Here is a 23,937-nt window from a genome sequence, read left to right as displayed (position 1 = left end):
GGGCGTGCCCGAGGGTGGCACCGCCACTTACTCGGTCCGCCTGAACTCGGCTCCGACCGGCAACGTGACGGTGACCAACACCGCCGCCGCCGGTGGTGACACCAACCTGACCGTGTCGGCCGGCGCTTCGCTGACCTTCACCACGGCCAACTGGCAGACCCCGCAGAACGTCACCGTGGCCGCGGCCGAGGACGCCGACACCACCAACGGCACCCGGACCATCACGGTGGCCTCCAGCGGCCTGACCTCGGTCTCGGTCACCGCGACCGAGGCCGACAACGACGTGCCGAGCACCCAGTCGCTGGTCGTCACGCCGACCAGCGTGGGCGTGCCCGAGGGTGGCACCGCCACTTACTCGGTCCGCCTGAACTCGGCTCCGACCGGCAACGTGACGGTGACCAACACCGCCGCCGCCGGTGGCGATGCCAACCTGACCGTGTCGGCCGGCGCTTCGCTGACCTTCACCACGGCCAACTGGCAGACCCCGCAGAACGTGACCCTGGCCGCGGCCGAGGACACCGACCAGACCAACGGCACCCGGACCATCACCGTGGCCTCCAGCGGTCTCACCTCGGTCTCCGTCACCGCGACCGAGGTCGACAACGACACCACCCCCGGCACCTACGAGCCGCACCAGGACAACCCGTACGTCGGCGCCACCGGCTACGTGAACCCGGACTGGTCGGCGGCGGCCGCCGCCGAGCCGGGCGGCTCCGCGGTCTCCAACGTGTCCACCGGTGTCTGGCTGGACCGGATCGCCGCGATCACCTCCGGCTCGGCCGGCAGCAACAGCAAGGGCCTGCGGGACCACCTGGACCTGGCTCTCCAGCAGGACGCCGCCAACGGCAGCTCCAAGCTGATCATCCAGGTCGTCATCTACAACCTGCCCAACCGTGACTGCTCGGCCCTCGCCTCCAACGGTGAGCTGCTGATCGCGCAGAACGGCCTCAACCGCTACAAGACCGAGTACATCGACGTCATCGCCGCGATCATGGCTGACCCGAAGTACGCCCCGCTCCGCATCGCGGCGATCATCGAGATCGACTCGCTGCCCAACCTGATCACCAACACCAACCTGGCCAAGTGCCAGGAGGCGCAGCAGAGCGGCGCCTACGTCCAGGGTGTGGCCTACGCCCTCGGCAAGCTGCACGCGATCCCGAACGTCTACAACTACGTCGACGCCGGGCACCACGGCTGGCTGGGCTGGGACACCAACTTCGGCCCGTCCTCGCAGCTGTTCTCCTCCACCGCCAACAGCGCGACCGGCGGCCGGGCCACGGTGGACGGCTTCATCACCAACACCGCCAACTACTCGGCCCTGGTCGAGCCGTACTTCACCATCAACACCACCGTGAACGGCCAGCAGATCCGGCAGTCCACCTGGGTTGACTGGAACTTCTACGTGGACGAGCTCAGCTTCGCGCAGGCGTTCCGCAACAGGCTGATCCAGGACGGCTTCTCGTCCAACATCGGCATGCTGATCGACACCTCCCGCAACGGCTGGGGCGGTTCGGCCCGTCCGACCGGTCCGAGCACCTCGACGGACCTGAACACCTTCGTCAGCCAGTCCCGCGTCGACCGGCGTATCCACGCCGGCAACTGGTGCAACCAGAGCGGTGCCGGTCTGGGCGAGCGGCCGCGCTCGGCTCCGGCGGCCGGTATCGACGCCTACGTGTGGATCAAGCCTCCGGGCGAGTCCGACGGTTCCAGCTCTGCCATCCCGAACGACGAGGGCAAGGGCTTCGACCGGATGTGCGACCCGACCTACGGCGGCAACGAGCGCAACGGCAACAGCTCCACCGGCGCGCTGGCCAACTCCCCGCTGTCCGGGCACTGGTTCTCCTCCCAGTTCCGCCAGCTGCTGCAGAACGCGAACCCGCCCCTGTAAGGGGACGCGGCTGTAGCTGATTGATCGTCGTGGTCCTGCCGCGGTTGGGGGTCCTCCTCGGCAGGACCACGACTCACAACTGAATTGGTTACACCTGAGAGGTTCCGTCTGCCGCGAGTCCCGTCACGGGCTCGCGGCAGCGGAGCAGGAGCATCGCGGCGTCGTCCTTGGGCGGCCCGTCGATGTGCGCGATCAGATCACGCCGCAGCGCTTCCAGCGCCGCCTCAGGGTCGTCGTCCTTGAGCAGCGAGACCCGGTCGCCCAGCGGATAGAAGGCGCCCCACTGGTCCCGGGCCTCCACCACACCGTCGGTGTAGAGCAGGATCTGGTCGCCTGGCTCGAAGCTCACGCTGTAGGGAACCGGGCCCTCGGGGCCCAGCGCGGCCAGGCCGAGCGGCGGCACGTGGTCCTCCGGCTCGGCCCACTCGATCTCCCCGTTCGCCCGGATCACCAGCGGCGCGGGATGGCCGTAGTTGAGCAGCGTGATGGTCGTCTCGTCCGGGTTGGCCTCGGCCAGCACCGCGGTGACGAACTCCTCGCCGGACAGCCGGCGGTTGAGCGCCTTCTCCAGCCGGGCGCTGACGCCCTGAAGATCCTTCTCGTCGTGCGCGGCCTCCCGGAAGGCGCCCAGCACGAGCGCGGCGGTCTCCACCGCCTCCAGGCCCTTGCCCTGCACGTCGCCGACGATCACGCGGACCCCGGCGGCGGCGTTGACCACCTCGTACAGGTCGCCGCCGATGTGCGCCGCCGCCATCGCGGAGGTGTAGGAGACCGCCATCCGCATGTGCGCGGCCCGGCGCGGCACCGGCCGCAGCAGCACCCGCTGCGCGACCTCGGCCACCGACCGCATGCTGGCCAGCTCCTTCTCGCGCCGCCGCCGCCCGACCGTGGCCAGCGCGCTGGCCGCCGTCACCCCGGCGATGGACCCGCCCGTGACGTACGTGCGGGTCATCTCCAGGTCGTTGTACGCCGCGAGCGCGACCGCCAGCACCAGCGCGGTCAGCCCCACGATCAGCGTCCGCCGGACCCCGCCGGTGAGGCTGGCGAACGCCGGTCCCACCGCGAGCAGGGGCAGGAAGCCCTTCTCCGGGCCGGTCACCGCCTCCACCACGGTGACGATCAGCATCATGAGGAAGGGCAGCACGGCAAGAGCCAACGCCGTGCGCGCCCCCGCCGCTCGACGCCGACCCCGGCGCGGGCTGAAGAGCCCGGCGAGGTGAAGCGGCATCCGGAGAATCCCCTTCAATCGCATGTCATCTGCGCTTGCGACCATACTTCACGATCCAGCCTGAGATGCGAAGTCCCGACAACGCCCTGCACACCGCAAAACACAACGGACGCCCGTGCCCCGGTGGAGCACGGGCGTCGTCACACCTGCTTAGACGATCGAGCCCGACCATACGTTGGCAGCGGATTTGTAAACGCCGTATGTCTCTCCGTCGAAATAGGGGGAGACCGAGGTGTCGATGCGCCGGTTTCCGTCCCGGTCGGCCACCGCGATGGTGACGCCGTTCAGGTAACCGAGACGGCGGGTGTTCTTGTAACCCGCCAGCCAGGCGGAACCGAGCGCGCCCTGACCGGTGAAGGAGGATTTGATGCCGACGAGTTCCTCGCCCTTGATGGCCGCGGAAGCCGCCGCGAAGGTCGTGCCGTACGACCATTTGAGGGTTTTTCCGGAGAAGGCGTAGTTGCCATCGGGGTGCGAGCCGCTCGGGTAACCGAAAACGAAGTGCGCTTTGCCGAGTTTCTGGTTGTACGCCAGGCCCTGACCGCCGACCCGGTCACCCAGTCGGCCGATGTCGTCGAGACCGCGGATGATGTAGTGGTCCTTGTAGTAGACCTCGGGCGTCGAGGTCTTCACCCACTTCTTGATGAACCACTCGCGCTTGAAGAACTGGCCGGGGTCGACCGTCTTCAGCTCGCCCTTGAACGCGGTGTCGGCCTTGAGCTCGTTGTAGGCCTTCTCGTCGATCGGGTACCAGACGCCGCTGTCCGGGCCGCACCAGCTGGGGCACTTCTCGCCGTTCTTGAGGGCGTTGGTCCCGGCGGGGGCGGTGTTGTAGGTGGCCACGGCCACCGACTCGGTGGCCAGCTTCACCCCGTCCACGCCGTCGGTGTAGTACTTCTCCGCCTCGGCCTGGGTGAAGTTCGCCTTCGGCGGGTCCACCGGGGAGGTCACCGGGGACTCGGTCTTCTTCCAGTACGGGCCGCCGTCGGTGTACTTCTCCTCGAACTCGGCCTTGGTGACCTCTTCGGCGAGGATCTTCTTGGCGCCTTTCCAAGCGTCGTAGGCCTTCTTGTCGACCTCTTTCTCGCCGGTGATCTGCACGCCGTTGTAGACGGTGACGAAGGCGTAGTCGCGGTCGCCGTCCTCGTACACGTCGTAGTCGTAGTGGGTGTAGGCGGTCTTGCCCACGTAGATGCCCCACGGCGTCTTGCCCTGGTAGTAGCCGGGCACGAAGACCCAGTGCTCCAGGGTCGGCTTGTTGCTGACCGTGTCGTAGACGCAGTGCCCGGCGGTGGCGACCACATTGCGGTAGTTCGACTGGACCGAGGTCCCCGAGCACCAGTGCGGCTTGCCGTCGGCGCCCATGAAGAACACCTTGCCGGTGGTCCGCGGCAGGTTCACGTTCTTGGTGCTGCCGGACGACTTCTTCTCGTCGCCGATGGCCGGCACGGTGCCCGGCTTGGTGGAGGCCGCCGGGCCGCCGGTCGACACGTGCTTGGCCGAGACCGTGGTCTCCACGTTGTACGGCGTGGCCTCCTGAAGCTGCGCCTTGTCCCAGAAGTAGGCGATGGCCTGCGCCTCGCTGGAACCGGCCAGAACTTCCTTTTCGATGTACGTCGGCTCCGCGGCGTGCGCGGGGACGGCGGCGAGCGCCGCGGCCAGCAGGCCGGAGGCGGCACCGAGGGTGAGGGTGCGGTTCACTGCTGGGGTCCCCCTTGCTCTGGCGTGGGACGTCACATGCGCCCCATCCGTCAGTAAATGGATTGTCAGGGACCATACCGGGGACGTTTCGCCTAGTCAGAGGATATGGCGAATAATGTGATCCAGATCACACTTTTCCAAGGGAACCGGATTCTGGTGATCGCCGTCTAATCTGCTCTGATCGCGGAGCGGAGTGTTTCAGCTACTTTCATAGACCTGGTGATCGGCCCGTCCGGCCGGCCCCGGGGCGTTGACCTGGCGTTTCGATGGACCTGACAGCGAACGTGAAGATTGTCGGGGTAGTTGACAGGTAACAATCGCGTTGCTGGGAATTCACATAACCCCGGATGGTGCCGTACCTTAGTGATGGGAGCGCTCCCATGCCAAGGAGGCTTACGTGACTCTCCCCTTCGCCACAGTGGCGCTGGACCCGGGCCCGACCCGGACGGCGGAGTGCCTGCTGCCCGCCGTCGGTTCGAGTGTGCGCGGCGCCCGCGCCCTGGTCCGCCGCGAGCTGTCGCGCTGGGGGACCGCCGAACTCGTCGACGACTGCTCGGTCATCGTCAGCGAACTGGTCAGCAACGTGATCAGGCACGCCGGGACGGCGTTCGCGCTCCGGCTGTGCACTAACGGCGTCTGGGTCTACGGCGAGATCTTCGACACCGGCGAAGGGGTGCCCTGCCAGCGCGAACCCGACCTCGACTCCACCGACGGGCGCGGCCTGCTGATCGTCGGCTCGCTCTCCGACGACTGGGGCGTGGTGCGGTCGCTGCGCGGCGGCAAGATCGTGTGGTTCATCCTGGGCACCGGCTTCGGCAACCGCCCACTGGCCCCGCGCCCGCACGCCGTCATCGGCTAACCGAACGCCGCCAGCACCTCGGCCGCGAGTTCCTCCGGCGGACGGGTCGCGTCCACCGTCAGATCGGCCACCTCCAGGAAGTACGGCAGCCGCCGCTCGCGCTGCTCGATCAGCATGCGCTCCAGGTCCGGCAGGAAGTGCGGCCGGTGCCCGGACGACAGCATGCGCTCGGCCAGCAGCTCAGGCGGGCCGTCCAGGAAGACCACGAACGCCCGGGTCAGCGCGTCCCGGGCGGCGGGGTCCTCGACCGTGCTGGCCGCCGCGCCGATCACCAGCGGCGGGCGGCGGTCCAGGGCTTCGCGCAGGACCTGCGACTCCCGGTCGTGGAGCACGTCGGCGCCCACCGTGTCCGCCATCTGGGCGGCGGTCTGGCCGTACCGGTCCTGGAGGTCGGCGTCGCTGTCGCGTGCCTCGCGCCCGAGCGCGTCGGCGACCAGGCGCCCGACCGTGCTCTTCCCGGCTCCCATCAATCCAACGATCACCACTGGAATCTCCCGCATAGTGGGCAATTGTGCCCGCACGTTTGAGATCCGTGGTGGGGATAGAGCTACCCGCGAAGGAGGGATGTGTCATGACCATCGCGGGAAGCATTGTGCTCATCATGCTGGGGGCCGTTCTGACCTGGGCGGTCGAGTTCACCGTCGCGGGCGTCGACATCCAGGTGATCGGGGTCATTCTCATGCTGGGCGGGCTGGCGGGCCTGCTGTTCGGGCTCTACCGGATGAACGCGGTCCGGCGGGCGACCCCGGTCGTGCCGGTGGACGAGGCCACCACCCGTCGCGTCTACGAGGAGCGCCGCTACGACGACCCGATCTGACTCTTGCGGGCCCCGATCTCTCGGCCTCGGCCATTGATGCCGGGAGATCGGGGCGTAACTGGAAGATCGAGGGTGCGGGGGCCGCTCGTCAACCTTCCGACTGGGGACCGCCGCCGAGCGAGCTCTGCCGGCGGTGCGCGCGGATGATGTCGAACACGACGAAGATCCCCAGGGCCGCCGCGATGGCGGTCAGCCACCAGAGCCTGGTGACGATCGACAGGACCAGGACGGCGAAGCAGAACACCAGCGCGTACGAGCCCAGCCGGATGTGAATGACGTCCATCGGGGTCGAGGGGACCATCGGCTTCCCGGTAGGCGATCGTTGTTCCTCTGTCATACCGGGCCCCTACCCCTGGATACGCCGGATATGAACGGGTTCTGAGTTATTCCATGACCTTTACTTGCGGGCGGTCCAGGGCGCGTTCCACGGCCGCCAGCACGTCCTCGGTGGAGACGTCTGCGGCCTCGGGGCCGCGGCGTAACGCCTGGTGGCGGGGCTGGTCCGGCGGGGGTCCCCAGCGGGAGGGGGGCTCGGGGCCGAACACGGTCACCGACGCGACGCCGTACGCGGTGGCCAGGTGGGCGATGCCGGTGTCGGCGCTGACCACCAGGACGGCCCCGGCCACCAGCGCGCACAGTTCCCGCAGCGTGGTCCGCCCGGCCAGCACGACCTGTGGCGGCAGCACCGCGCGGGTGGCCACCAGCAGGCCCATCGGCCGTTCCCTGCGGGTTCCGGTGACCACCACCGGATGGCCGCGCGCGGCCATCGCCTTGGCCACCTCGGCGAAACGCTCCGGCGGCCAGCGCCGGTCCTTCGTGCTCGCGCCGGGATGAATGATCACGGCGCCGGGGGTGCCGCTGGCCGCCAGCGGCGTGGGTAAGGCCAGGTCGCGCGGGTCGCTGCGCAGTCCGTAGAAGTCGACCAGGCGGCACCAGCGGCGCACCTCGTGCTCGGCCGGATCCCAGACCGGGCCGTTGGGGAAGTCCTCGGTCCGGTACGCCCAGAGGCGGCGGGGCCGCAGGTCGCGCAGGATCTGGTGGCTGCGCGGGCCGGGTCCGTGCAGGTTGATGGCGAGTTCGGGGGTGAAAGGCAGGTCGGAGTCGCGGTCGGCGAAGCCGGGCCAGATGATCGGCTCCCGGTCGTAGGTGGGGATCAGGCGGTCGACCGCGCCGGTGAGGGCGGCGGCCTCGCTGAGTTCCGGCGGGCAGGCGAGCGCGATCCGCAGGCCGCTCCGGCGTATCGCGCGCAGGGCCGGCACGGCCGTCAGCAGGTCGCCGAGGCCGCGCGCGCGTAACACCAGGGCAGTGGTCAACGGGCGCTCCCGGAGCTCATGACACATTCCTCTCAGGCCGTGCGCGGGCGTACTCATAGGCGGATACGGTCTCGCGGGCGATCCGGTTCCAGCCGTAGCGGGCACGGGCCCGGTCGGCGCCGGGGATGTGGCGGAGAGCCTCGATGATCGTGCCCACGCCCTTGCGGGGGACCAGCCGCCCGATGGAGAGCAGGCGCGGGCGGGCCACCGGGGCCGGCGGCCGGATCATGGGCCGGTCGAACCGCCACTGGTCGCGCAGCCAGGTCGCGAACTGCGGGATCCACGGCAGGATGTCGTCCTTGGGGATCTCGGCCGCGGGTCCGGCCAGGACGTGCGCCACGGTGACCCCCGGCGCGAATGGCACGCGTTCGGGAAGTTCGCGGTCGGCTCTGCGGGTATAGACGGTCACCTCGTGGCCTAACTCGGCGATTGCCGTGGACAGCGCGGCAACGTGGACGTTCTGGCCGCCGGCGTCGGGCGTGCCGATTCCGGCCAGGGGACTGGCGTGCTCGGAAATCATTGCGATCTTCATGGGGGGCGCCTCCATGGCGGCGTGCGTCAGCGATGGAGGTGCCTGCGTCCTAGGCACAAGATTCCGTATAGATCTATCCATACTGCTCCGTACCAAACATTTGGGTTTTGCATCGACGGTCCGGGGCAGCCCCTGCGGCATGGAGATTTGGGATCCGCCGCAGTATGTCGCCGCTCGCATTCAGCGGGCCATCGCCGAGGACGAGCGCACCAACGAACTCGGCATAAAGGTCGATATAAGGGGAGACCAGCTGTTTCTTCGGGGGCAGGTGTGTGAGGACGATCAGCGGGACCGGGTCGCGGAAGTGGCCGCGGAGACGGCGCCGGGACTGGTCGTGCATAACGAGGTGACCTGTGTGGAGGTCGGTGAACCCGGTGAACAGGAGGTCCTGTGACCATTCGTGTCGCGGCCGTGGCCGATGTCCATCTGAGTGAACACGCGCGGGGGAGTTATCGCCCGCGACTGGAGGGGATCGAGGAGCGGGCGGATGTGCTGCTCGTCGGCGGGGATCTCACCCGGCATGGCACGGTCGCGGAGGGACAGGTGGTCGCGGACGAGTTTCGCGGGCTGCCCATTCCGGTGGTTTTCGTGCTGGGGAACCACGACTACCACTCCGACCAGGAGCGGGAGATCCAGGCCCTGCTGCGCGCGGCCGGGATGTTCGTGCTGGACGATTCTGCCCAGGTGCTGCTGGACGGGCGGCTCGGGGTGGCCGGCGGCAAAGGGTTCGGCGGCGGGTTCGCGGGCAAGTGCGCGAGCGAGTTCGGCGAGCCGGAGACCAAGGCGTTCGTCCGGCACACCCGGGAGATCGCCGATCGCTGGCGGGTCGCGCTGAAAGGGCTCGACACCGAGCATCGCGTCGTGCTCAGCCATTATTCGCCGGTCAAAGACACCTTGGCCGGAGAGCCGCCGGAGATTTACCCATTTCTCGGGAGTTATCTGCTGGCGGAGGCCGTGGACGCCGAAGGCGCGGATCTGATCATTCACGGGCACGCGCACGCGGGCACGGAGAAAGGCGCCACGTCCGGCGGAATCCGGGTGCGCAATGTGGCATTGCCGGTGCTCGGCCGTGCGTACGCGATCTACGGCCTGGGTGAGGATTAGCGGAGCGAACAGGGCGGCGGTGAGCGAATGCCTCGGGCACTCGTCCACCACCGTCCTATTCGCTCATTTTTTGGTTAGTCTTTTGCTTACCTAGACGTTGAAGATGCTGACGCCGCCCGGGCCCACGAGGAACCCGAGAACGATGAGGACGATCCCCCAGAGGATGTCCCGACGGGCCAGGATGACGTAGATCCCAGCGATCACCAGTACCACGGCGATGAGCCAAAGCAGAGTAGCCATGGAACACCCACTGCCCTGCCGAAAGGGTCATTAACGCGATTCCTCTGGGCAGGAGTCTTTCATGACGACTTTCGGCTATTTCCTGTCCAGCGAGGAGCACTCGCCCAAGGAACTGCTCCGGCAGGCCAAAGCGGCCGAACGGGCGGGATTCGCGGCGCTCTGGATTTCCGACCACTACCACCCGTGGATCGACGCGCAGGGGCAGAGCTCCTTCGTCTGGTCGATGCTCGGGGCGCTGTCGGAGGTCGTGTCGCTGCCCGTCACGACCGCGGTCACCTGCCCACTGATGCGCATCCACCCGGCGATCATCGCCCAGGCCGCCGCCACCGCCCAGATCCTGCTCGACGGCCGGTTCAGGTTCGGCGTCGGCACCGGCGAGGCGCTCAACGAGCACATCCTCGGCGACGCCTGGCCGCCCGCCCAGGAGCGGCAGCACATGCTCGAAGAGGCCGTCGAGATCATCCGCGAGCTGTGGTCCGGGCGGCTGGTGACCTATGACGGCGAGTACTACGACGTGGAGACCGCCCGCCTCTACAGCCTCCCCGAGCAGCCGCCGCCGATCTACATCTCCGGGCTCGGCCCGAGAAGCGTCGAGCTGGCCGGGCGGATCGGCGACGGATACATCTCCACCAAGCCCGACCAGGAGCTGGTGGACGCCTTCCACAAGTCGGGCGGCGCCGGCAAGCCCGCCGCGGGCGGGCTCAAGGTCTGCTGGGGCACCGACGAGGAGGAGGCCCGCAACACCGCCCACCGGCTCTGGCCGACCAGCGGCCTGCACGGCGAGGCGTCCCAGCTGCTCCCGCTGCCCCGGCACTTCGAGCAGCTCGCCCAGCTGGTCACCCCGGAGTCGCTCACCATCCCGTGCGGCCCCGACCCGGAGGATCACCTGCGGGGCATCCAGGAGTACATCGACGCCGGGTACGACGAGATCTACATCGCCCAGATCGGGCCAGAGCAGGACGAGTTCTTCGAGTTCTACTCCACGGTCGTGCTGCCGCAGCTGCGCTAGCCCTGGTGGCGGCGCAGGGTGATCAGCGGCAGCAGGAACCAGAGCCAGCTGCTCAGCAGCGCGATCCCGCCCGCCAGGAACGCGGCCGGCCAGGTGCCGAGGAAGACCTCCACGGCCAGCGCGGTCGAGCAGGTCATCGAGACGGCGATGGCGATCCCCCCGGCCAGCGCCAGCTCGTTGGCCCGGTGCAGCACGATCTCCTTCAGGCCCGACCGGAACATGATGCGGTGCTGCGTGGTGGGCGCGATCAGGCAGATCGACGCGGTCGCCGCCGCCACCAGCGCCACGTAGTACAGCCACTTCCCGGCGGAGTCGATCTTGCCGAAGCCGCTGGAGAACGGCAGCGTCAGCAGGAACGCGAACAGCACCTGCACGCCGGTCGCCGCCACCCGTAACCCCTGGAGCAGCTCGCCGAGCTCCCGGTCGACCCGCTCCTTGGGGTTCTCCTCGGGATTCTCCAGCAGCGGTCCCTGTTCAACAGCCATGCGCGCCTCCGCGTCGGTGGGACCTTGGTCATGGGCGGGGACTACCCATGATTGTTTGGGGTGAACGTGTCGGGGCAATCGGTGCAGGTGGGTAGTCACAGTCACGCCGTCACCGACGCCATCCTGGACACGCTGAAGCGGGCCGGTTCCGGCCTCAAAGAGGTGGGCGTGCGGTTCGCGCTCGCCGGCGGTTGCGCCGGGTACGCGCGCGGAGCCGCGCCGTCCCTGCACGACGTGGATTTCGCGCTGCTGGAAGAGGATGTTCCGCTCGCGCTCAAGACGCTGGAGGGGCTGGGCTTCCGGACCGAACGTCCGCCGGAGGACTGGCTGGTCAAGGCGTACGACACGGAGGGGGTGCTGGTCGATCTGATCTTCTCGCTGGCCGATCATCCGGTGACCGAGGCGATGATCGCGCGGGCCGAGCCGCTGAGCACGGCCGCGCTGAGCCTGCCGGTGCTGGAGGCCACCGACCTGGTGATCTCGTGGTTGCTGCCGCTGTCGGAGCACAGCTGCGACTACGGCGGGCTGCTGCCGACCGTGCGGGCGCTGCGGGAGCAGGTGGACTGGGACAGGGTGGCGGGGGTGGTGGGGCACTCGCCGTACGCTTCGACGTTCCTGATCCTGCTGGAGCGGCTGGACGTGATCTCCGCACCCAGCCCGTCGGCGGACACGAACTGGCCCTGAAACGCCGGGAAGGGCCGCGCCCGGCGGCGCGGCCCTCCCAACTAGGGGATTGAACTGTTTCTTACGGGGTTCCGTAGGGGAAGCGTCCGTAGTACTCCCCGAGGCTGTTCTGGTAGGCCGTCTCCTTGAACGCCGTCTCGTCGAACTCCGGAGCGTTCTTGATCTCCTGCTTCGTCCGGCTCACGAAGACCTTCCGCTGCTGCGGGTCGATCTGGGTGGCGACCGAAGCGGGGAGCATGACCTTCTTGCCGAAGATCCACGGCCCGGTGTCGACGATGAGGTAGCTCTGGCCGACCTCGTAGGTAGCCTCGTCCACGGACCCGATCTTGCCGTCCGTGGCCTCGACGTCGTAACCGATGACGTCAAGGGTCTGTCCGGTGCCGTACACGTCGGAACGGTACGACCAAAGATCCGGTGTCATGGTTTCCTCTCCCTTCGTTGGGTCTTCGGCTACCCGGCACGAAGGGACGAAACCTCAGAGCCCGCGAAGTCCGGCGAAAAGGTCGTCCTCGTGGTCGGGGGCGGGCACCTTCGACCACTGCCGGATGTACGCCTCAGCTGCGAACATGCGGTGCTGGAGCTCGGCGGGCATGCTCAGGAAGAATTCGCTGTCGCCCTGGCTCGCGTGCGCGCTCATCGCCTTGATCTTCCGGTCGCCGTACTGGGCGACGTCCAGGATGCTGGTGATCGCCTCGTCGGGCACGGTGAACTCGGCCGGGTCGTCCCAGCCCTCGGTGTCCATGCCGGACTCGGCCATGTACGCCATCATGTCGACCATCCAGCTGAGCGGCGTGGCCGTGTAGTAGAGCTTGTCCGGAATGCCGGTGGCTTCGACCGCGGCGACCGCGATCCGGTGGGCCTGCACGTGGTCCGGGTGGCCGTAGCCGCCCTTCTCGTCGTACGCGACGACCACCTGCGGCCGGTAGTGGCGGATCAGATCGCCCAGCTTGGCGGCGGACACGGCCAGCGGAATGTTGGCGAAGGCGGCGTCATGCCCGTTCCCGTCCCAGCCGTCCATCCCGGAGTCCCGGTAGCCGAGGGTTTCGACGTGCGCGATGCCGAGGTGCTCGGCCGACAGCCGCAGCTCGCCGAGGCGCACCCGGGCCACCTCGGCGTCGTCATGACCCGGCTGCCCCGGCTTCACCCCGCCGGGCCCGTCGCCCTGCTCCCCGTTGGTACAGGTCACCAGAACGGTGCGAATCCCCTCCTCCGCGTATCGCGCCAGCATCCCGCCGGTGCCCATCACCTCGTCGTCCGGATGCGCGTGCACGGCCATGACCGTGAGCTGTCGATCCATGAAGTCACTCCGTAGTCGTCTGGTTGTCCCCTAACAGGAATCGAACACCATGACGAACCCACGGATTCCTCCGTAGCCGGGAAAAACGAATCGTGCCGCCCGGCGGATCGCCGGGCGGCACGAGTCAGCCGGGAGTTACCAGGGAGAGGGCGCCGGGGGCGTCACCACGGGGGGACGGTCGTCGCAGGTGATGGTGTTCGGGAGCTCCCAGGGCGCGAGCCACGGGCCGGTGGTGCCGCCGCCGTCGTTGCCGCCCAGGTCGGTCAGGGAGAACTCCGAACCGGTCGGCGGGAAGTTGAACGAGCCGCAGTTGTTGACGCCGACCGCGCCGACGTTGCGGGCGTCCACGTTCTCGAAGGTGGCCGAGCCCTTGACCCGGGCGCTCACCACGGAGGTGCCGGTGCCGTCGACCCGGATGTTCTTGAAGTGCACGTTGGTGATCGAGTAGAGGTCCTTCACGGACCACTCGCTGACCAGCATGATCGCGTTGTAGCCGTTGTCCAGGAAGTGGTTGCCGACCACCTGGATGTTGGCGTCGATGTTCTTCTCCAGGGCGTAGAACCAGATCGCGCCGAGGCCGATGTTCCAGTTCAGCTCGTACGTGCCGGCCCGGACCGTGGTGTTGTTGGTGATCCACATGCTGCCGGTGAAAGGCTCGGCGCCGAACCGGGAGCCGACCTGGATGCCGCTGCCCTCGCGGATCGGGTCCGCGACCAGGTTGTTGGAGATCGTGTTGTCCTTGCCGCCGTAGATGGCTATGCCGTTGGCGAGGACCGGGGTCTGGACCGTGTTGTGGTCGAAGGTGTTGTTGGCGTTGGTGGTCTTCTCCGCCCACATCGCCAGGCCGTCGTCGCCGGTGTTGCGGACGAAGTTGTTCGACACCAGCGAGTTGGTGACGCCGATGTGGAAGTTGAGCGCGTCCGCGATCTGGTCGACGACGATGTTGTTGGTGACCTTGACGTTGTTCATCGGGCCGTCGAACCAGAGGCCGACCTTGGTGTGCCGGATGTAGAGGCCGTCGATGGTCGAGTTGCTCATCGCGCCGCCGATGCCGTTCACCTGGTCGGTGTCGACGCGCTCGCGCACGTCACCCTCGATGGTGAACCCGGACAGGTGCACGTTGCCGCTGCCGCCGGCCGACGCGTCCTTGCCGTAGAAGCCGACCCCGGTGTGCACGGATCCATCCGGAGCCGGCGGGTTGAGCGCGACTTCCTTGCCCTTGATGATCGTGTACCAGTTGCCGGCCCCCTCGATCGTCACGTTGTCGACGATGATGTGGCGGTTCACCTGGTAGACGCCCGGCGGCACGTACACCTTGAGGTGGCTCTTCTTCGCGAACGCGATCGCCTTGTCGAAGGCGTCCGCCGAGTCGCGGCGGCCCAGCGGGTCGGCGCCGAACAGCAGCACGTTGGCGGCGACCAGCCGCACGTGCGGCGCGCCCACGAGCTCGGAGTCGAGCAGGTCGACGACCGTCCAGGCGGCGTTGCTGCCGGCCGGCACGGTCAGCCGCACCTTGTCGCCCGCGCGGTACTTCTTGCCCAGCAGCAGGCGCTGCTCGTCGTAGAAGTGGCTCGGCCGGAACGGCTTGGTGATCACCGGGGCCGGGGTGGTGGCGCTCGGCACGCAGGCGCACTCGGTGATCCACCAGTCGGGGTGGAGCAGGTCGCCGTTCGGGTCGTTGGAGAACGGATACTGGTTGTACAGCCACGCGTACTGCGAGGTCAGGGTCATCGTCTTGCGGTCTTTGCCGTTCACAGTGACCTGCAGCGGCGCGGTGATGCCGCCGCCGTCCGGCGCGTCCGGAATGCTGTACCGCACGTTGATCGCGTTGGCCGCGGCGGGCAGGACGAACTCCACGTGCTGCCCCGGCGTCAGCCGGACCGCCTTCCGCCCGGACGCCTCCGACGGGAGGGTGTAGGCGGCGCGGTCGGGACCGATGACCGTGCCGTTGGTGGTGGCGTTCTCCGCCTCCTGCTCGGCGAAGGCGACGTTCGCGCCCCGGCCCGCGACCAGCGCCGGGTCGAGGGCGGCCCGCGTCACGACCGGACCGGCGGCGCTGGCGGTCGCCACCCCCGGCCCGCTGAGGACGACGCCGAGTCCCAGGACTGCCGCTGCCACGACCGCCCCCGCGGCCCGTCGCGGCGGTCTGCTGGACCTCGTTAAAGCGCCGGTGCTGCTGCGTGCCATCGTCTGCTCGTTTCTCTCGGGGGGTGAGCACCCTGACGGCGCTCGCGGCGGTGAACACCATGAGGGTGAGGTGACAGTAGGCCGGTTGTGCCCCGTTCCACAAGGTCTCTGCGAGATAGTTTCGCGCCTTTGCAACCGACCTGCGGATGGTCACGCAGATTCTTGCGCCCGATGAGATGAGTCGTTGCGGGGTTTCGCAACGAAGGGGGCTAGCCCGCTGCGGTTATCGACATCAGGAGCCGCGGCTGGGAGGCGAATGTCGGCAGACTCCTGTGCTCGTTGTCTTCGAGTCGCCAGACGGATGTGCATTTCTCGCCGGCGGCCTTGGGAGCCCTTCCTTTGACGCTGACCAGGTGGACGGCGCCGGGCCTGAGCGGCGGGATCGCCACGCTGGGTTCGGTCGCGCAAGGGGCCGGCGAGTTGGGCTTGGTCTGGGCGGACATGACCAGCTGGTGATTACGCCATTCGGTGGTTCCGGTGTTGACGACCAGCCAGGTGGCCTCGAATTCGGTGCCGGGCGCGGGATCCGCCGGCTCCACGGCGGGGGCGGTGAAAGCCCAGGTGCCGGGGCTCGCCCAGGCGAACGCGGTGGTGGGACTCGGCTTCGGGGTGGCGGGCGTCGCGTCCGGGGGCTTGGGGTCCGGGTCCTGGCCCGCGTTCACGATGATCAGGATGGCGGCGGCCAGGACGGCGACGAAGGAGCCGGTGAAGAAGACGTGACGCCGGAGCCCGTCCAGCGCCCGCACCGCGCTCCCCGCGGCGTCCCGGACCAGGCCGTTGATCGGATTGACGGTCGGCTCGTCGCGGGACAGCGAGGTTTCGGCCACGTCGGAGAGGCAGCGCCAGATCTTCAGCCGGTAGATCACCGGGCGGCTGGGCAGCCTCGTCCGCAGCAGGACGACCTGGTTCCTGGAGCGGGTGATCCCGCCCTCGGCGTGCCGTTGGAGCAGTTCGTCGGCGACTCGGTCGCGCCACTCGGCGGTGTCGGGGTCCAGGCGCGGGCGATTCTCGGGCGAGGTGGTGTCGGCCGGCTGCTCGGCTCCGGCCAGGAACGCCGTCCAGGCCGCCGGATCCAGGGTGAAGCCGCCCGTGGCGACCGATCCGTACGAGATCGGCAGATCATCCTCCAGCGTGCCGCGCAGGGCCCGCGCGGCCACTTTGACCAGCGGGCCGAGGTCGTCCTCCGGGCGGGCGACGCCGAGCAGCAGGGTGCGGATCGCCCGGCCGCGGAAGTCGGCGGGGCGGGCCGCCGCCATCAGCCCCGTCACCAGCAGGACGGTCCGCCCGCTCCCGTCGGTCAGCAGAACGAGCCCCGGCTTCTCCTCGTCGACGAGCTTGTTCAGCGGGATGCCGTCGAACCCGTCGTCGATGATCCGCAGCGCCGAGACCGGCGGCCCGCCCAGCGTCTTCCATTCGTAGTCCTCGGTCGTGCGGCGCCCCCGCGAGCTCAGATACCAGGACACGGTCATGGCTGGCGTCCCGGCACCAGCAGCGGGTGATCTTGCAGGACGGCGAAGCCACCGGTGGTCTTGCAGCCGTTCGAGAACTCCTCGACGGCCCGGACGAGCGCCTCGTCCGTGCCGATCACCCGCTCCCAGACGGCTCGGACCAGTCCCCGCTCGCTGGAGCGGTACTTGTTGACGATGAACCGCAGCGAGTACCGCAGCAACTGGTCGGTGTCCATCGGCGCGTACGCCAGCCCGGCCTTCTTCAGCCGGAAATGGAAGATCGGATGTCCGGAGCTGTCCTCCTCCAACCGGCTGAACACCACCGACCCGACGGTCTGGACGGGGGCCAGCACGCAGGCGGTCCGGGCCCGGAGCGTCTGGCTGCCGAGCTGGTCCAGCAGCGGGCGGTACGCCTCGTGGACCCGGTCGGCGAGTTGCTGCGCGCCCTCCGGAGAGGCCACCCAGCGTTCGCACTTGAGCGGCGCGAGGATGATCAGACGCGGCGTGTCCCGCTCGGTCATCCGCATGATCATGTCGTTGACCAGCATCGGCGTGTTGATGAGATCGTGGAACCTGCGCTGCCGCTCCATCAGCGAGGGCGTGTCGATGGCGACGACCACCACATCCGCGCGGTTGAGAGCGCGGCCGAGCTTGTCGCCGCCGTCCGCGTTCGGGTTGATGAGATATTTCCCGGGATAGTCGGTGAAGCGCAGGTCGAAGAGGGGCTCTCGTCCCTTCCGCCCCACCTTGAAGAGGTACTCGCGCACGTCGCCGGTGCCGGCCAGGCCGTCCTGGGCGCGCACCGTGCTGGTCACCCGGCGCAGATCGTTGATGTATCCCGCCAGGACCACGGTGGTGCCGCGGTCGGCGGGCCCGACGGCCAGGTCGGTGCCGCCGATCACCGACCCGAAGCGTTCGTACATGGAGGCGAGCAGGGTCGTCTTGCCGACACCCACCGCGCCCAGCATGGTCACGTCGATGATCGCGTCCTCGCCGCGCGGGCCGAAGAGCGTGTCCCGGAGACTCGTGTTCTTGTTCATAGCATCGTGTTCAATCGCTCGATGGCCTCGTTCCACATCTGCAGGTGCACGGTCTCGGCGGCCAGCGCGTCGAACTCGCCCGACCAGACATCGGATCGGTGCCGCCAGTAGAGGGCGTCCCATTCCTCGGCCGTACGGCGCGAGCGCAGCACCCGGTCGCGGAACTCCTCGACGATCGCGAAGACCGCGCTGTTGGGTTCCGACAGCAGCCCGGACAGGGCCTCCTCGCAGCGGTAGAGGGCTTCCTGGTAGGCGATGTCGAGGTATTCGCGCACGTCCTTGGGGGAGGAGTCGCCGTCCGGGCGTACCGTCTCGGGGTTGTCGGCGGACATTCCGTCCAGGCAGGGGCGGATGCGGTGCTGGAAGAAGCCGCGGTAGGACAGGCCGAAGTTGAGCACGATGTCCAGCGCGTACCGGATCTCGCTGGGGCCGTGCAGGCGGACCTGGCCGATCTGCCCCGACAGGTCGGCCAGGAACGCGCGTCCCTCCTGGGCCGACAGGTGCCCGAGTTCGCCGGGGTCGCGGAGCGCCGTGGCGAGCCTGGCCCACATGTGGGTGACGGTCTCGTTGAGCGACTCGTCCAGCTCCAGGAACTGGCGGGACAGATGCGATCGGGCCTCGTCCATCAGGCCGCTGAACGCCTTGATGTTGGAGCCCTCCACGTTGCGCCGGCGGGCGATCTGGTCGGCGGCGGGGATCCCGTCGTCGATCCTGGCCCGCGCGAGGACCGCGGCCACGGCTTCGCCGAGCTTGGTCTCCGGCGCGTCCCGCTCGGCGCGGAACTCGCCCACCAGGTCCTCCAGCGCCCCGGCCAGGTTCTCGTACGTCTGCCGGAACAGCTCCTGGAAGACCAGCTTGGACATGTCGCCGGGCTGGGCGAACTGGTGCACGAAGGACGACTGCTCGATCAGCAGCCGGACCTCCTGGTCGATCTCGCCGCGCCGGCGGACCCGCTCGCTGATGATCGTCTCGTCCAGGGAGTCGATCGTGGTGAGGAGGTAGTCGACGATGGGGTCGAACGCGGCGATTACCTGCTCGGGTTTGGAGCAGTCGGTGATGTGCACGCCGGCCACTCTGATCGGCGACTTCTCCAGGTCGGCGGCAAAGGACTTGGCGTTGGCCAGGTTGTCCTGGTCGACGCTGGCGCGGTGGTTGAGGATCATGAAGGAGCGGCGCTCCATCGCGATCTCGGGCAGGGCGCTCTGGGCGATGCCGTACAGGTCGACGTCGACCTCGTGGATGCCGTCGCCTTCGGGGTTCGGGCGGCGGACGAACAGGACGAGATCGACGTCGTCCTCCAGTGCGGCCAGCAGCACCCGGGAGTCGCCGAGGTTGGTGTCGCCGAGGCCCGGCAGGTCGATGACCGCGATTCCGGTCAGGTCGCTCTGGTGGAACTTCGTGGAGATCTCCACCCGGCGTACGGCCCGGAAGGCGTGCAGCGGGTTTCCGTCCGGGTCGTCCTGGGCCACGAAGGAGCGGATCCGGTCGTCGCCGACCCGTTCGGGGGAGGCGCGGCCGATCAGCGGGCCGTACTCGGGAAAGGCGTCGTGGTAGGCGCGCAGGTGGCCGTAGGCGCTCTCGGCCTGCGGGTTGCTGGCGCGGTCCGGGGGGAGGGACGGCAGTGGGCTCGCGCCGAACGCGCGGGGGGAGACCGGGCGGGCGCCCAGGCCGTATCTGTCGTAGTAGAGGCCGACGACCTCGTCCACGAACGAGCGCTCCGAGTGGTAGTACACGTCGGCGTAGGTCTGCCCGTCGAAGTGGCGGATCGTGCTGGGCACTCCGGTGCAGAACCGGCCGGAACCGTCGGGGATCTCACGGTTGGTCAGTCCGGTCAGGCTCTGCAGGAGGCGGCTCTTGCCCTGCCGGGCCCGGCCGACCACGCCGATGTTGAGCGTGCCGCGCCGCAGCCGGGCCAGTGCCCGGTCTACCGCCGCGCGTTCCAGGGCGATCTTGTCCGCCAGGTCCCGGAGGCCGGGTCCGAGGGCGGAGAGCCGTTCTCTGGGTTCCTCGCCCACGCGGTCCAGCAGGTCCGCGCGTACCCGTTCCAGGGTGAGCAGCGCGGTCTCGACGTCGGCCAGATGCGTGCCGATGGCCTCGGTTCTGGTGGCGTTCTCCGCCCGTCGCGCCCGGATTGCCGCAATCTTCTCTGCTCTGTCCATGGCCCCCTCCGCAAGAGTTCTGAAAGGTCTTGGACCCTTCTAGCTCCGGAGCCATGTGCAGATATCGTCAATTGACGGCTTTGGGTTATGCCTTCCAACCCAGGAAGGCTTCGCCGGCGGAGATGGCGGCGAACCAGAGGCCGATGGAGAGGAACGGGACGAGCAGGCCCCAGAAGGAGGATTCCCGGACGGCCCAGACGGAGACGGCGAGGAGGGCCAGCCAGGCGAGGAGGAGGGCGACGATGGCCCAGAGGGGGGCCAGCAGGCCGCTGGCACCGTAGAAGGGGAGGGTGCAGAGTTGGGCGATCAGGCCCAGCCAGCTGGCGATGCGGGCGGCGCTGCTGGATTTGGTGGGCATGTCGCCTCATCCCATCGGGGGCGGTGTATGCGGAGATCCTGCCGGTTGGGCGGGTGTGGCGCAATGGGTGGGCCTGCTGGGATAGTTAATTCGGGGCGTACCCATGCTGTCAGCGACGTTTACAGATTCTGTCAATAATTCCGTTTATACTCTGGAATTACCAGCGGAATCGACCAGAGGTCGTGGTACGTGAATCCTCTCGACACTCCTGTCACCCGAATGGTGCTCCAGTATGACGGCTCCGCGGTGCGGCTCCTCCAGGCACTGGTCACCGAACCATTACGCCCCCGCACCACGAAACACGGCAAACAACCCGCTGCCGTGCTCATTCCCCGCGACCTTCGCGAACGCCTCGGTATCCCCGAAGGCGAACTTCTGACCGCCCGGCAGTCCCGGCTGGAACGCGCGGACGGCTCCGCGGCCGTCGTCGTCGCCTTCGTCGACCTGAACGGCGAAGCCGGTTCGCACCGCGACCAGCACGAGGTCCTCCGGGTCGGCACCCGCCGCTGGTACTGGGGCGAACCCGGCGGAATCCACCGGATCTCCGCGTGGCGCGAGATCCTCACCACCAGCGACGGCGTCGCCGCCCGGTACACGCGGGAGATCTTTCACCCGGACGTGGTGCCGGTGATCACGCCCAGCCGGGAACGTGCCACGGTGCGTCCCGAGTTCGCGACCCCGGGCGTCCGCCGCCGGCTCACCGTCACCCCGCGGGCGGGGCGGAGCGGCGAACCCGTGGTGTGAGGTCACGCGGTCAGGTTGACGCCGGAGTCGGGGTCGAAGATGTGGACGGCCGCCGGGTCGTACCAGAGTGTGGCGGGTTCGCCTTCGCGGGCCCGGGATTTCGGGTCGAGGCGGGCGACCACCTGGGCGCCGTCGCCGAAGGCGGTGCCGCCGGACTCGCCGGTTTCGCCGGTTTCGAACGTGAAGTAGGCGATCTTCTCCGCGCCCATCGACTCCAGGATGTCGACGGTGTCGGTGAACGAGGCGCCGCCGCGGATCCGGGTGTCCTGGAAGGCTTCTGGGCGGATGCCGGCGACGACCTCGGGCGGGAGTCCGCGGGATCGGTGCGGGATGACGCCGATGATCGTATGCAGGCCGTCGTCGCGTACCTGGGCGGGGAGCAGGTTCATCGACGGTGAGCCGATGAAACCCGCCACGAACAGGTTGGCGGGGCGGTCGTAGAGCTCCTCGGGCGGGCCGACCTGCTGGACGACGCCGGAGTACATGATCACGATGCGGTCGCCGAGGGTCATCGCCTCGGTCTGGTCGTGGGTGACGTAGACGGTGGTGGTGCCGAGCCGTTTCTGCAGGCGGGCGATGGAGGTGCGCATCTGGACCCGCAGTTTGGCGTCCAGGTTGGACAGCGGTTCGTCCATCAGGAACGCCTTCGGGTCGCGGACGATGGCCCGGCCCATCGCGACCCGCTGGCGCTGGCCGCCGGAGAGGTTGGCCGGTTTGCGGTCCAGCAGCGCGGTCAGGTCGAGTAGTTGGGCGGCGTGTCCGACCTTGGCCGCGACCTCGGGTTTCGGCAGCTTGGCGAGGGTCAGGGGGAAGGCCATGTTCTCCCGTACCGTCATGTGCGGATAGAGGGCGTAGGACTGGAACACCATCGCGATGTCCCGGTCGCGGGGGGCGCGTTCGTTGACGCGCTCGCCGTCGATGCGGAGTTCGCCGGAGCTGATCTCCTCCAGTCCGGCGATCATGTTCAGGGTGGTCGACTTGCCGCAGCCGGACGGGCCGACCAGGATGACGAACTCGCGGTCGGCGATGGTGAGGTTGATGTCGTGCACCGCGGTGGTGCCGTCCGGATAGCGCTTGCTGACGCCGTCGAGCACGATCTCAGCCATTGGTCATTCCTTGGTCATCCTTTCACCGCGCCGGCGGTCAGCCCGGCCACGATCCGGCGCTGGAAGAACAGCACGAAGATCACGATCGGGATGGTGATGACCACCGCCGCGGCCGCGATCGAGCCGGTCGGGTCCTCGAACTGGGAGCTGCCGGTGAAGAACGAGATCGTCGCCGGCGCGGTGCGGGCCGCGGAGGTGGAGGTGAGCGAGATCGCGAACAGGAAGTCGTTCCAGCAGAAGATGAACGCCAGGATCGCCGTGGTGACCATGCCGGGCACGGCCAGCGGCACAATGACCTTCCAGAACGCCTGGAAGGGGGTGGCGCCGTCCATTTTGGCGGCGCGTTCCAGTTCGGCCGGGATCTCCTTGAAGAACGCGGACAGCGTGTAGATGGTCAGTGGCAGGGCGAAGGTGATGTACGGGAGGATCAGCCCCGGCCAGGTGTCGAAGAGGCCGAGTGAGCGCTCGATCTGGAACAGCGGGGTGACCAGGGAGATCTGCGGGAACATCGCGATCAGCAGCGAGAAGCCGATCAGCAGGCGCTTGCCGGGGAAGGCGAGCCGGGCGATCGCGTACGCGGCCATGGTGCCGAACACCATCGCGACGAAGGTGGAGATGAGCCCGATTCCGATGGAGTTGACCAGTCCGCGGAGGAAGTCGTCGTTGCGGAAGATGCCGGCGTAGTTGCTGAGCGTCCATTTGGTCGGCAGCAGGGAGCCGTCGGTGATCGTGCTCGGGTCCTTGAACGACAACGACACGATCCACAGCACTGGAATCAGCGCATACAGAATTACCAATACGTCGATAAATCCCCATCTGAGTTTCATCCGGGGGCCGCCGCGCCGAAGACCCGGATGAAGACGAACGCGATGACGGCCACACTGATCAGGATCAGCACCGACATGGTCGAACCGATGCCCAGATTGAGCCCGCCGATCAGATTGTGGTACGCGATGATCGACACCGAACTCGTGTGCTGTGCGCCATTCGTCAGCACGTAGATGTTGTCAAATATCCGGAACGCGTCGAGGGTGCGGAACAGCAGGGCCACCAGAATCGCCGGCTTCATCAGCGGCAGGACGATCTTCGTGAACCGCTGCCATCGATTCGCGCCGTCCATCGAGGCCGCCCGCAGCAGCTCCTCCGGGACCAGCGCCAGCCCTGTCATCAGCAGCAGCGCCATGAACGGCGTCGTCTTCCACACCTCGGCCAGGATGATGATCGCGATGGCGGGCGCCTGCTCGGTCAGCGGCGCGCTCCCTGCCGGCAGCAGCCCGGCCAGCCATCCCGTGCCCGGCGTCCACGCATATTTCCAGCCATATGCCGCCGCGACGGTCACGATCCCGTACGGCACCAGCACCACCGTCCGCACCACCCCCCGCCCGACGATCGTCCGGAACGTGACCAGCGCCACGAGCATCCCCAGCACCAGCTCGATCGCCACACTCACGACGGTGACCAGCGCCGTCACGCCGAACGCCGTCCACCAGTACGGGTTGCCCAGCACGGTCGCGTAGTTCGCCAGCCCGATCCACTCCTGATCGGCGGGAAACCGCAGATCGGCCCGCCGCAACGACAGCAGGAACGAGTACAGGATCGGCCACCCGGTGACCGCGATCATGATCAGCGTCGCCGGCGCGCACAACCAGAGCGCCAGCCGCCGCTCGCCCAGGTCCCTTTCTGCGGTCATATCCGCATACCTTCGGCCGTCGTTATAGCAGGTCGGGGTTGCCGGTCT

The 23,937-nt window shown here is 68.2% G+C and carries 26 protein-coding genes; 8 read left to right on the top strand and 18 right to left on the bottom strand.

Features of this window, described 5'->3' with window-relative positions; genetic code table 11:
• A partial coding sequence (locus Acor_RS31425; protein WP_422664846.1) for a glycoside hydrolase family 6 protein occupies positions 1-1,888 on the top strand: 1,888 nt, incomplete at its 5' end.
• 88 nt (positions 1,889-1,976) lie between these two features.
• Here the strand turns inward: Acor_RS31425 and Acor_RS31420 are convergent.
• Both Acor_RS31420 and Acor_RS31415 read right to left on the bottom strand, forming a co-directional pair.
• Entirely contained in the window at positions 1,977-3,116 is a 1,140-nt protein-coding gene (locus Acor_RS31420; RefSeq protein ID WP_155340392.1) for a PP2C family protein-serine/threonine phosphatase, read from the bottom strand.
• A gap of 150 nt (positions 3,117-3,266) precedes the next feature.
• Positions 3,267-4,817 carry a trypsin-like serine peptidase gene (locus Acor_RS31415; RefSeq protein ID WP_155340391.1) on the bottom strand — a complete coding sequence of 517 codons (1,551 nt, stop codon included), beginning with the start codon at positions 4,815-4,817 and terminating at the stop codon, positions 3,267-3,269.
• A 397-nt stretch (positions 4,818-5,214) separates the two neighbouring features.
• Here Acor_RS31415 and Acor_RS31410 point away from each other — a divergent pair, with 397 nt between their 5' ends.
• Positions 5,215-5,676: an ATP-binding protein gene (locus Acor_RS31410; protein WP_155340390.1), complete on the top strand. Its 462-nt coding sequence runs from the start codon at positions 5,215-5,217 to the stop codon at positions 5,674-5,676.
• Here Acor_RS31410 and Acor_RS31405 read toward each other — a convergent pair.
• Positions 5,673-6,176 (bottom strand): shikimate kinase, encoded by a 504-nt coding sequence (locus Acor_RS31405; RefSeq protein WP_155340389.1) that lies wholly within the window; start codon positions 6,174-6,176, stop codon positions 5,673-5,675. The two genes, Acor_RS31410 and Acor_RS31405, sit on opposite strands and share 4 nt — an antisense overlap.
• Positions 6,177-6,247: 71 nt before the next feature.
• Here Acor_RS31405 and Acor_RS31400 point away from each other — a divergent pair, with 71 nt between their 5' ends.
• A complete protein-coding gene (locus Acor_RS31400) occupies positions 6,248-6,493 on the top strand; it encodes a DUF6458 family protein (RefSeq protein ID WP_155340388.1) in 246 nt (81 codons plus the stop codon).
• Between the two features lie 88 nt (positions 6,494-6,581).
• Here the strand turns inward: Acor_RS31400 and Acor_RS31395 are convergent, their stop codons facing one another.
• The 3 genes from Acor_RS31395 to Acor_RS31385 form a co-directional block, all read right to left on the bottom strand.
• Positions 6,582-6,794: a hypothetical protein gene (locus Acor_RS31395; protein ID WP_218034595.1), complete on the bottom strand. Its 213-nt coding sequence runs from the start codon at positions 6,792-6,794 to the stop codon at positions 6,582-6,584.
• A gap of 82 nt (positions 6,795-6,876) precedes the next feature.
• Positions 6,877-7,806 (bottom strand): glycosyltransferase family 9 protein, encoded by a 930-nt coding sequence (locus tag Acor_RS31390; RefSeq protein WP_246239395.1) that lies wholly within the window; start codon positions 7,804-7,806, stop codon positions 6,877-6,879.
• A 16-nt stretch (positions 7,807-7,822) separates the two neighbouring features.
• Positions 7,823-8,338, bottom strand: a complete 516-nt coding sequence (locus tag Acor_RS31385; protein WP_155340386.1) for a glycosyltransferase — start codon at positions 8,336-8,338, stop codon at positions 7,823-7,825.
• Positions 8,339-8,477: 139 nt separating this feature from the next.
• On the opposite strand from Acor_RS31385, the gene Acor_RS31380 reads away from it, so the two are divergent.
• A complete protein-coding gene (locus Acor_RS31380; protein ID WP_155340385.1) occupies positions 8,478-8,732 on the top strand; it encodes a BON domain-containing protein in 255 nt (84 codons plus the stop codon).
• Entirely contained in the window at positions 8,729-9,442 is a 714-nt protein-coding gene (locus Acor_RS31375; protein ID WP_218034593.1) for a metallophosphoesterase family protein, read from the top strand. The genes Acor_RS31380 and Acor_RS31375 overlap by 4 nt, the downstream gene beginning before the upstream one ends.
• A gap of 90 nt (positions 9,443-9,532) precedes the next feature.
• On the opposite strand, the gene Acor_RS42425 is transcribed toward Acor_RS31375, so the two are convergent.
• A complete protein-coding gene (locus Acor_RS42425) occupies positions 9,533-9,682 on the bottom strand; it encodes a GPGG-motif small membrane protein (RefSeq protein WP_170317158.1) in 150 nt (49 codons plus the stop codon).
• 61 nt (positions 9,683-9,743) lie between these two features.
• Between Acor_RS42425 and Acor_RS31370 the strand changes: the two genes are divergently transcribed.
• Complete coding sequence (locus tag Acor_RS31370) at positions 9,744-10,691, top strand: TIGR03557 family F420-dependent LLM class oxidoreductase (protein ID WP_155340384.1); 948 nt, start codon at positions 9,744-9,746, stop codon at positions 10,689-10,691.
• On the opposite strand, the gene Acor_RS31365 is transcribed toward Acor_RS31370, so the two are convergent.
• Positions 10,688-11,176, bottom strand: coding sequence for a DUF6328 family protein (locus tag Acor_RS31365; RefSeq protein WP_155340383.1), 489 nt, complete (start codon positions 11,174-11,176; stop codon positions 10,688-10,690). The genes Acor_RS31370 and Acor_RS31365 overlap by 4 nt on opposite strands.
• An 87-nt stretch (positions 11,177-11,263) precedes the next feature.
• On the opposite strand from Acor_RS31365, the gene Acor_RS31360 reads away from it, so the two are divergent.
• Positions 11,264-11,860, top strand: coding sequence for a nucleotidyltransferase family protein (locus tag Acor_RS31360; RefSeq protein WP_155340382.1), 597 nt, complete (start codon positions 11,264-11,266; stop codon positions 11,858-11,860).
• Positions 11,861-11,921: 61 nt separating this feature from the next.
• Here the strand turns inward: Acor_RS31360 and Acor_RS31355 are convergent, their stop codons facing one another.
• From Acor_RS31355 to Acor_RS31325, 7 genes are all read right to left on the bottom strand, one after another.
• Positions 11,922-12,281, bottom strand: a complete 360-nt coding sequence (locus Acor_RS31355; RefSeq protein WP_155340381.1) for a PRC-barrel domain-containing protein — start codon at positions 12,279-12,281, stop codon at positions 11,922-11,924.
• Between the two features lie 54 nt (positions 12,282-12,335).
• Complete coding sequence (locus Acor_RS31350) at positions 12,336-13,157, bottom strand: PIG-L family deacetylase (protein ID WP_155340380.1); 822 nt, start codon at positions 13,155-13,157, stop codon at positions 12,336-12,338.
• A 135-nt stretch (positions 13,158-13,292) separates the two neighbouring features.
• Entirely contained in the window at positions 13,293-15,275 is a 1,983-nt protein-coding gene (locus Acor_RS31345) for a glycosyl hydrolase family 28-related protein (RefSeq protein ID WP_246239394.1), read from the bottom strand.
• A gap of 278 nt (positions 15,276-15,553) precedes the next feature.
• A complete protein-coding gene (locus Acor_RS31340) occupies positions 15,554-16,813 on the bottom strand; it encodes an NBR1-Ig-like domain-containing protein (protein WP_155340378.1) in 1,260 nt (419 codons plus the stop codon).
• Entirely contained in the window at positions 16,810-17,832 is a 1,023-nt protein-coding gene (locus Acor_RS31335) for a TRAFAC clade GTPase domain-containing protein (protein WP_155340377.1), read from the bottom strand. The genes Acor_RS31340 and Acor_RS31335 overlap by 4 nt, the downstream gene beginning before the upstream one ends.
• Entirely contained in the window at positions 17,829-19,991 is a 2,163-nt protein-coding gene (locus Acor_RS31330) for a GTPase domain-containing protein (protein WP_155340376.1), read from the bottom strand. The genes Acor_RS31335 and Acor_RS31330 overlap by 4 nt, the downstream gene beginning before the upstream one ends.
• Positions 19,992-20,076: 85 nt before the next feature.
• Positions 20,077-20,349 (bottom strand): hypothetical protein, encoded by a 273-nt coding sequence (locus Acor_RS31325; protein WP_155340375.1) that lies wholly within the window; start codon positions 20,347-20,349, stop codon positions 20,077-20,079.
• A 219-nt stretch (positions 20,350-20,568) separates the two neighbouring features.
• Here Acor_RS31325 and Acor_RS31320 point away from each other — a divergent pair, with 219 nt between their 5' ends.
• Complete coding sequence (locus tag Acor_RS31320; RefSeq protein WP_155340374.1) at positions 20,569-21,093, top strand: hypothetical protein; 525 nt, start codon at positions 20,569-20,571, stop codon at positions 21,091-21,093.
• A 2-nt stretch (positions 21,094-21,095) separates the two neighbouring features.
• On the opposite strand, the gene Acor_RS31315 is transcribed toward Acor_RS31320, so the two are convergent.
• Genes Acor_RS31315 through Acor_RS31305 form a run of 3 tightly spaced genes read right to left on the bottom strand, consistent with a single transcriptional unit; the run spans position 21,096 to position 23,889 of the window.
• The gene (locus Acor_RS31315) at positions 21,096-22,199 is read right to left on the bottom strand and encodes an ABC transporter ATP-binding protein (protein ID WP_155340373.1); all 1,104 of its coding nucleotides are present in this window, start codon (positions 22,197-22,199) and stop codon (positions 21,096-21,098) included.
• Positions 22,200-22,213: 14 nt separating this feature from the next.
• Positions 22,214-22,969 (bottom strand): carbohydrate ABC transporter permease, encoded by a 756-nt coding sequence (locus Acor_RS31310; RefSeq protein WP_281353281.1) that lies wholly within the window; start codon positions 22,967-22,969, stop codon positions 22,214-22,216.
• A gap of 53 nt (positions 22,970-23,022) precedes the next feature.
• Positions 23,023-23,889 (bottom strand): carbohydrate ABC transporter permease, encoded by an 867-nt coding sequence (locus tag Acor_RS31305; RefSeq protein ID WP_155340371.1) that lies wholly within the window; start codon positions 23,887-23,889, stop codon positions 23,023-23,025.
• Positions 23,890-23,937: the final 48 nt, after the last annotated feature.

Origin of the sequence: Acrocarpospora corrugata (assembly GCF_009687845.1) — a bacterium.
In the GTDB taxonomy this organism is placed as follows: Bacteria; Actinomycetota; Actinomycetes; order Streptosporangiales; family Streptosporangiaceae; genus Acrocarpospora; species Acrocarpospora corrugata.
The sequence above is the reverse complement of the archived record's forward strand: the minus strand, read 5'-3'. Positions and strand labels throughout refer to the sequence as shown.

Bases quoted from the DNA above. Each gene is read 5' to 3' on its own strand.
- Acor_RS31340 (WP_155340378.1), bottom strand. From the start codon at position 16,813: ATGACCGTGTCCTGGTATCTGAGCTCGCGGGGGCGCCGCACGACCGAG.
- Acor_RS31400 (WP_155340388.1), top strand. From the start codon at position 6,248: ATGACCATCGCGGGAAGCATTGTGCTCATCATGCTGGGGGCCGTTCTG.
- Acor_RS31380 (WP_155340385.1), top strand. From the start codon at position 8,478: ATGGAGATTTGGGATCCGCCGCAGTATGTCGCCGCTCGCATTCAGCGG.
- Acor_RS31315 (WP_155340373.1), bottom strand. From the start codon at position 22,199: ATGGCTGAGATCGTGCTCGACGGCGTCAGCAAGCGCTATCCGGACGGC.
- Acor_RS31420 (WP_155340392.1), bottom strand. From the start codon at position 3,116: ATGCCGCTTCACCTCGCCGGGCTCTTCAGCCCGCGCCGGGGTCGGCGT.
- Acor_RS31395 (WP_218034595.1), bottom strand. From the start codon at position 6,794: ATGGTCCCCTCGACCCCGATGGACGTCATTCACATCCGGCTGGGCTCG.
- Acor_RS31325 (WP_155340375.1), bottom strand. From the start codon at position 20,349: ATGCCCACCAAATCCAGCAGCGCCGCCCGCATCGCCAGCTGGCTGGGC.
- Acor_RS31385 (WP_155340386.1), bottom strand. From the start codon at position 8,338: ATGAAGATCGCAATGATTTCCGAGCACGCCAGTCCCCTGGCCGGAATC.
- Acor_RS31370 (WP_155340384.1), top strand. From the start codon at position 9,744: ATGACGACTTTCGGCTATTTCCTGTCCAGCGAGGAGCACTCGCCCAAG.
- Acor_RS31305 (WP_155340371.1), bottom strand. From the start codon at position 23,889: ATGACCGCAGAAAGGGACCTGGGCGAGCGGCGGCTGGCGCTCTGGTTG.
- Acor_RS31355 (WP_155340381.1), bottom strand. From the start codon at position 12,281: ATGACACCGGATCTTTGGTCGTACCGTTCCGACGTGTACGGCACCGGA.
- Acor_RS31350 (WP_155340380.1), bottom strand. From the start codon at position 13,157: ATGGATCGACAGCTCACGGTCATGGCCGTGCACGCGCATCCGGACGAC.
- Acor_RS31365 (WP_155340383.1), bottom strand. From the start codon at position 11,176: ATGGCTGTTGAACAGGGACCGCTGCTGGAGAATCCCGAGGAGAACCCC.
- Acor_RS31330 (WP_155340376.1), bottom strand. From the start codon at position 19,991: ATGGACAGAGCAGAGAAGATTGCGGCAATCCGGGCGCGACGGGCGGAG.
- Acor_RS31335 (WP_155340377.1), bottom strand. From the start codon at position 17,832: ATGAACAAGAACACGAGTCTCCGGGACACGCTCTTCGGCCCGCGCGGC.
- Acor_RS42425 (WP_170317158.1), bottom strand. From the start codon at position 9,682: ATGGCTACTCTGCTTTGGCTCATCGCCGTGGTACTGGTGATCGCTGGG.
- Acor_RS31320 (WP_155340374.1), top strand. From the start codon at position 20,569: ATGGTGCTCCAGTATGACGGCTCCGCGGTGCGGCTCCTCCAGGCACTG.
- Acor_RS31405 (WP_155340389.1), bottom strand. From the start codon at position 6,176: ATGCGGGAGATTCCAGTGGTGATCGTTGGATTGATGGGAGCCGGGAAG.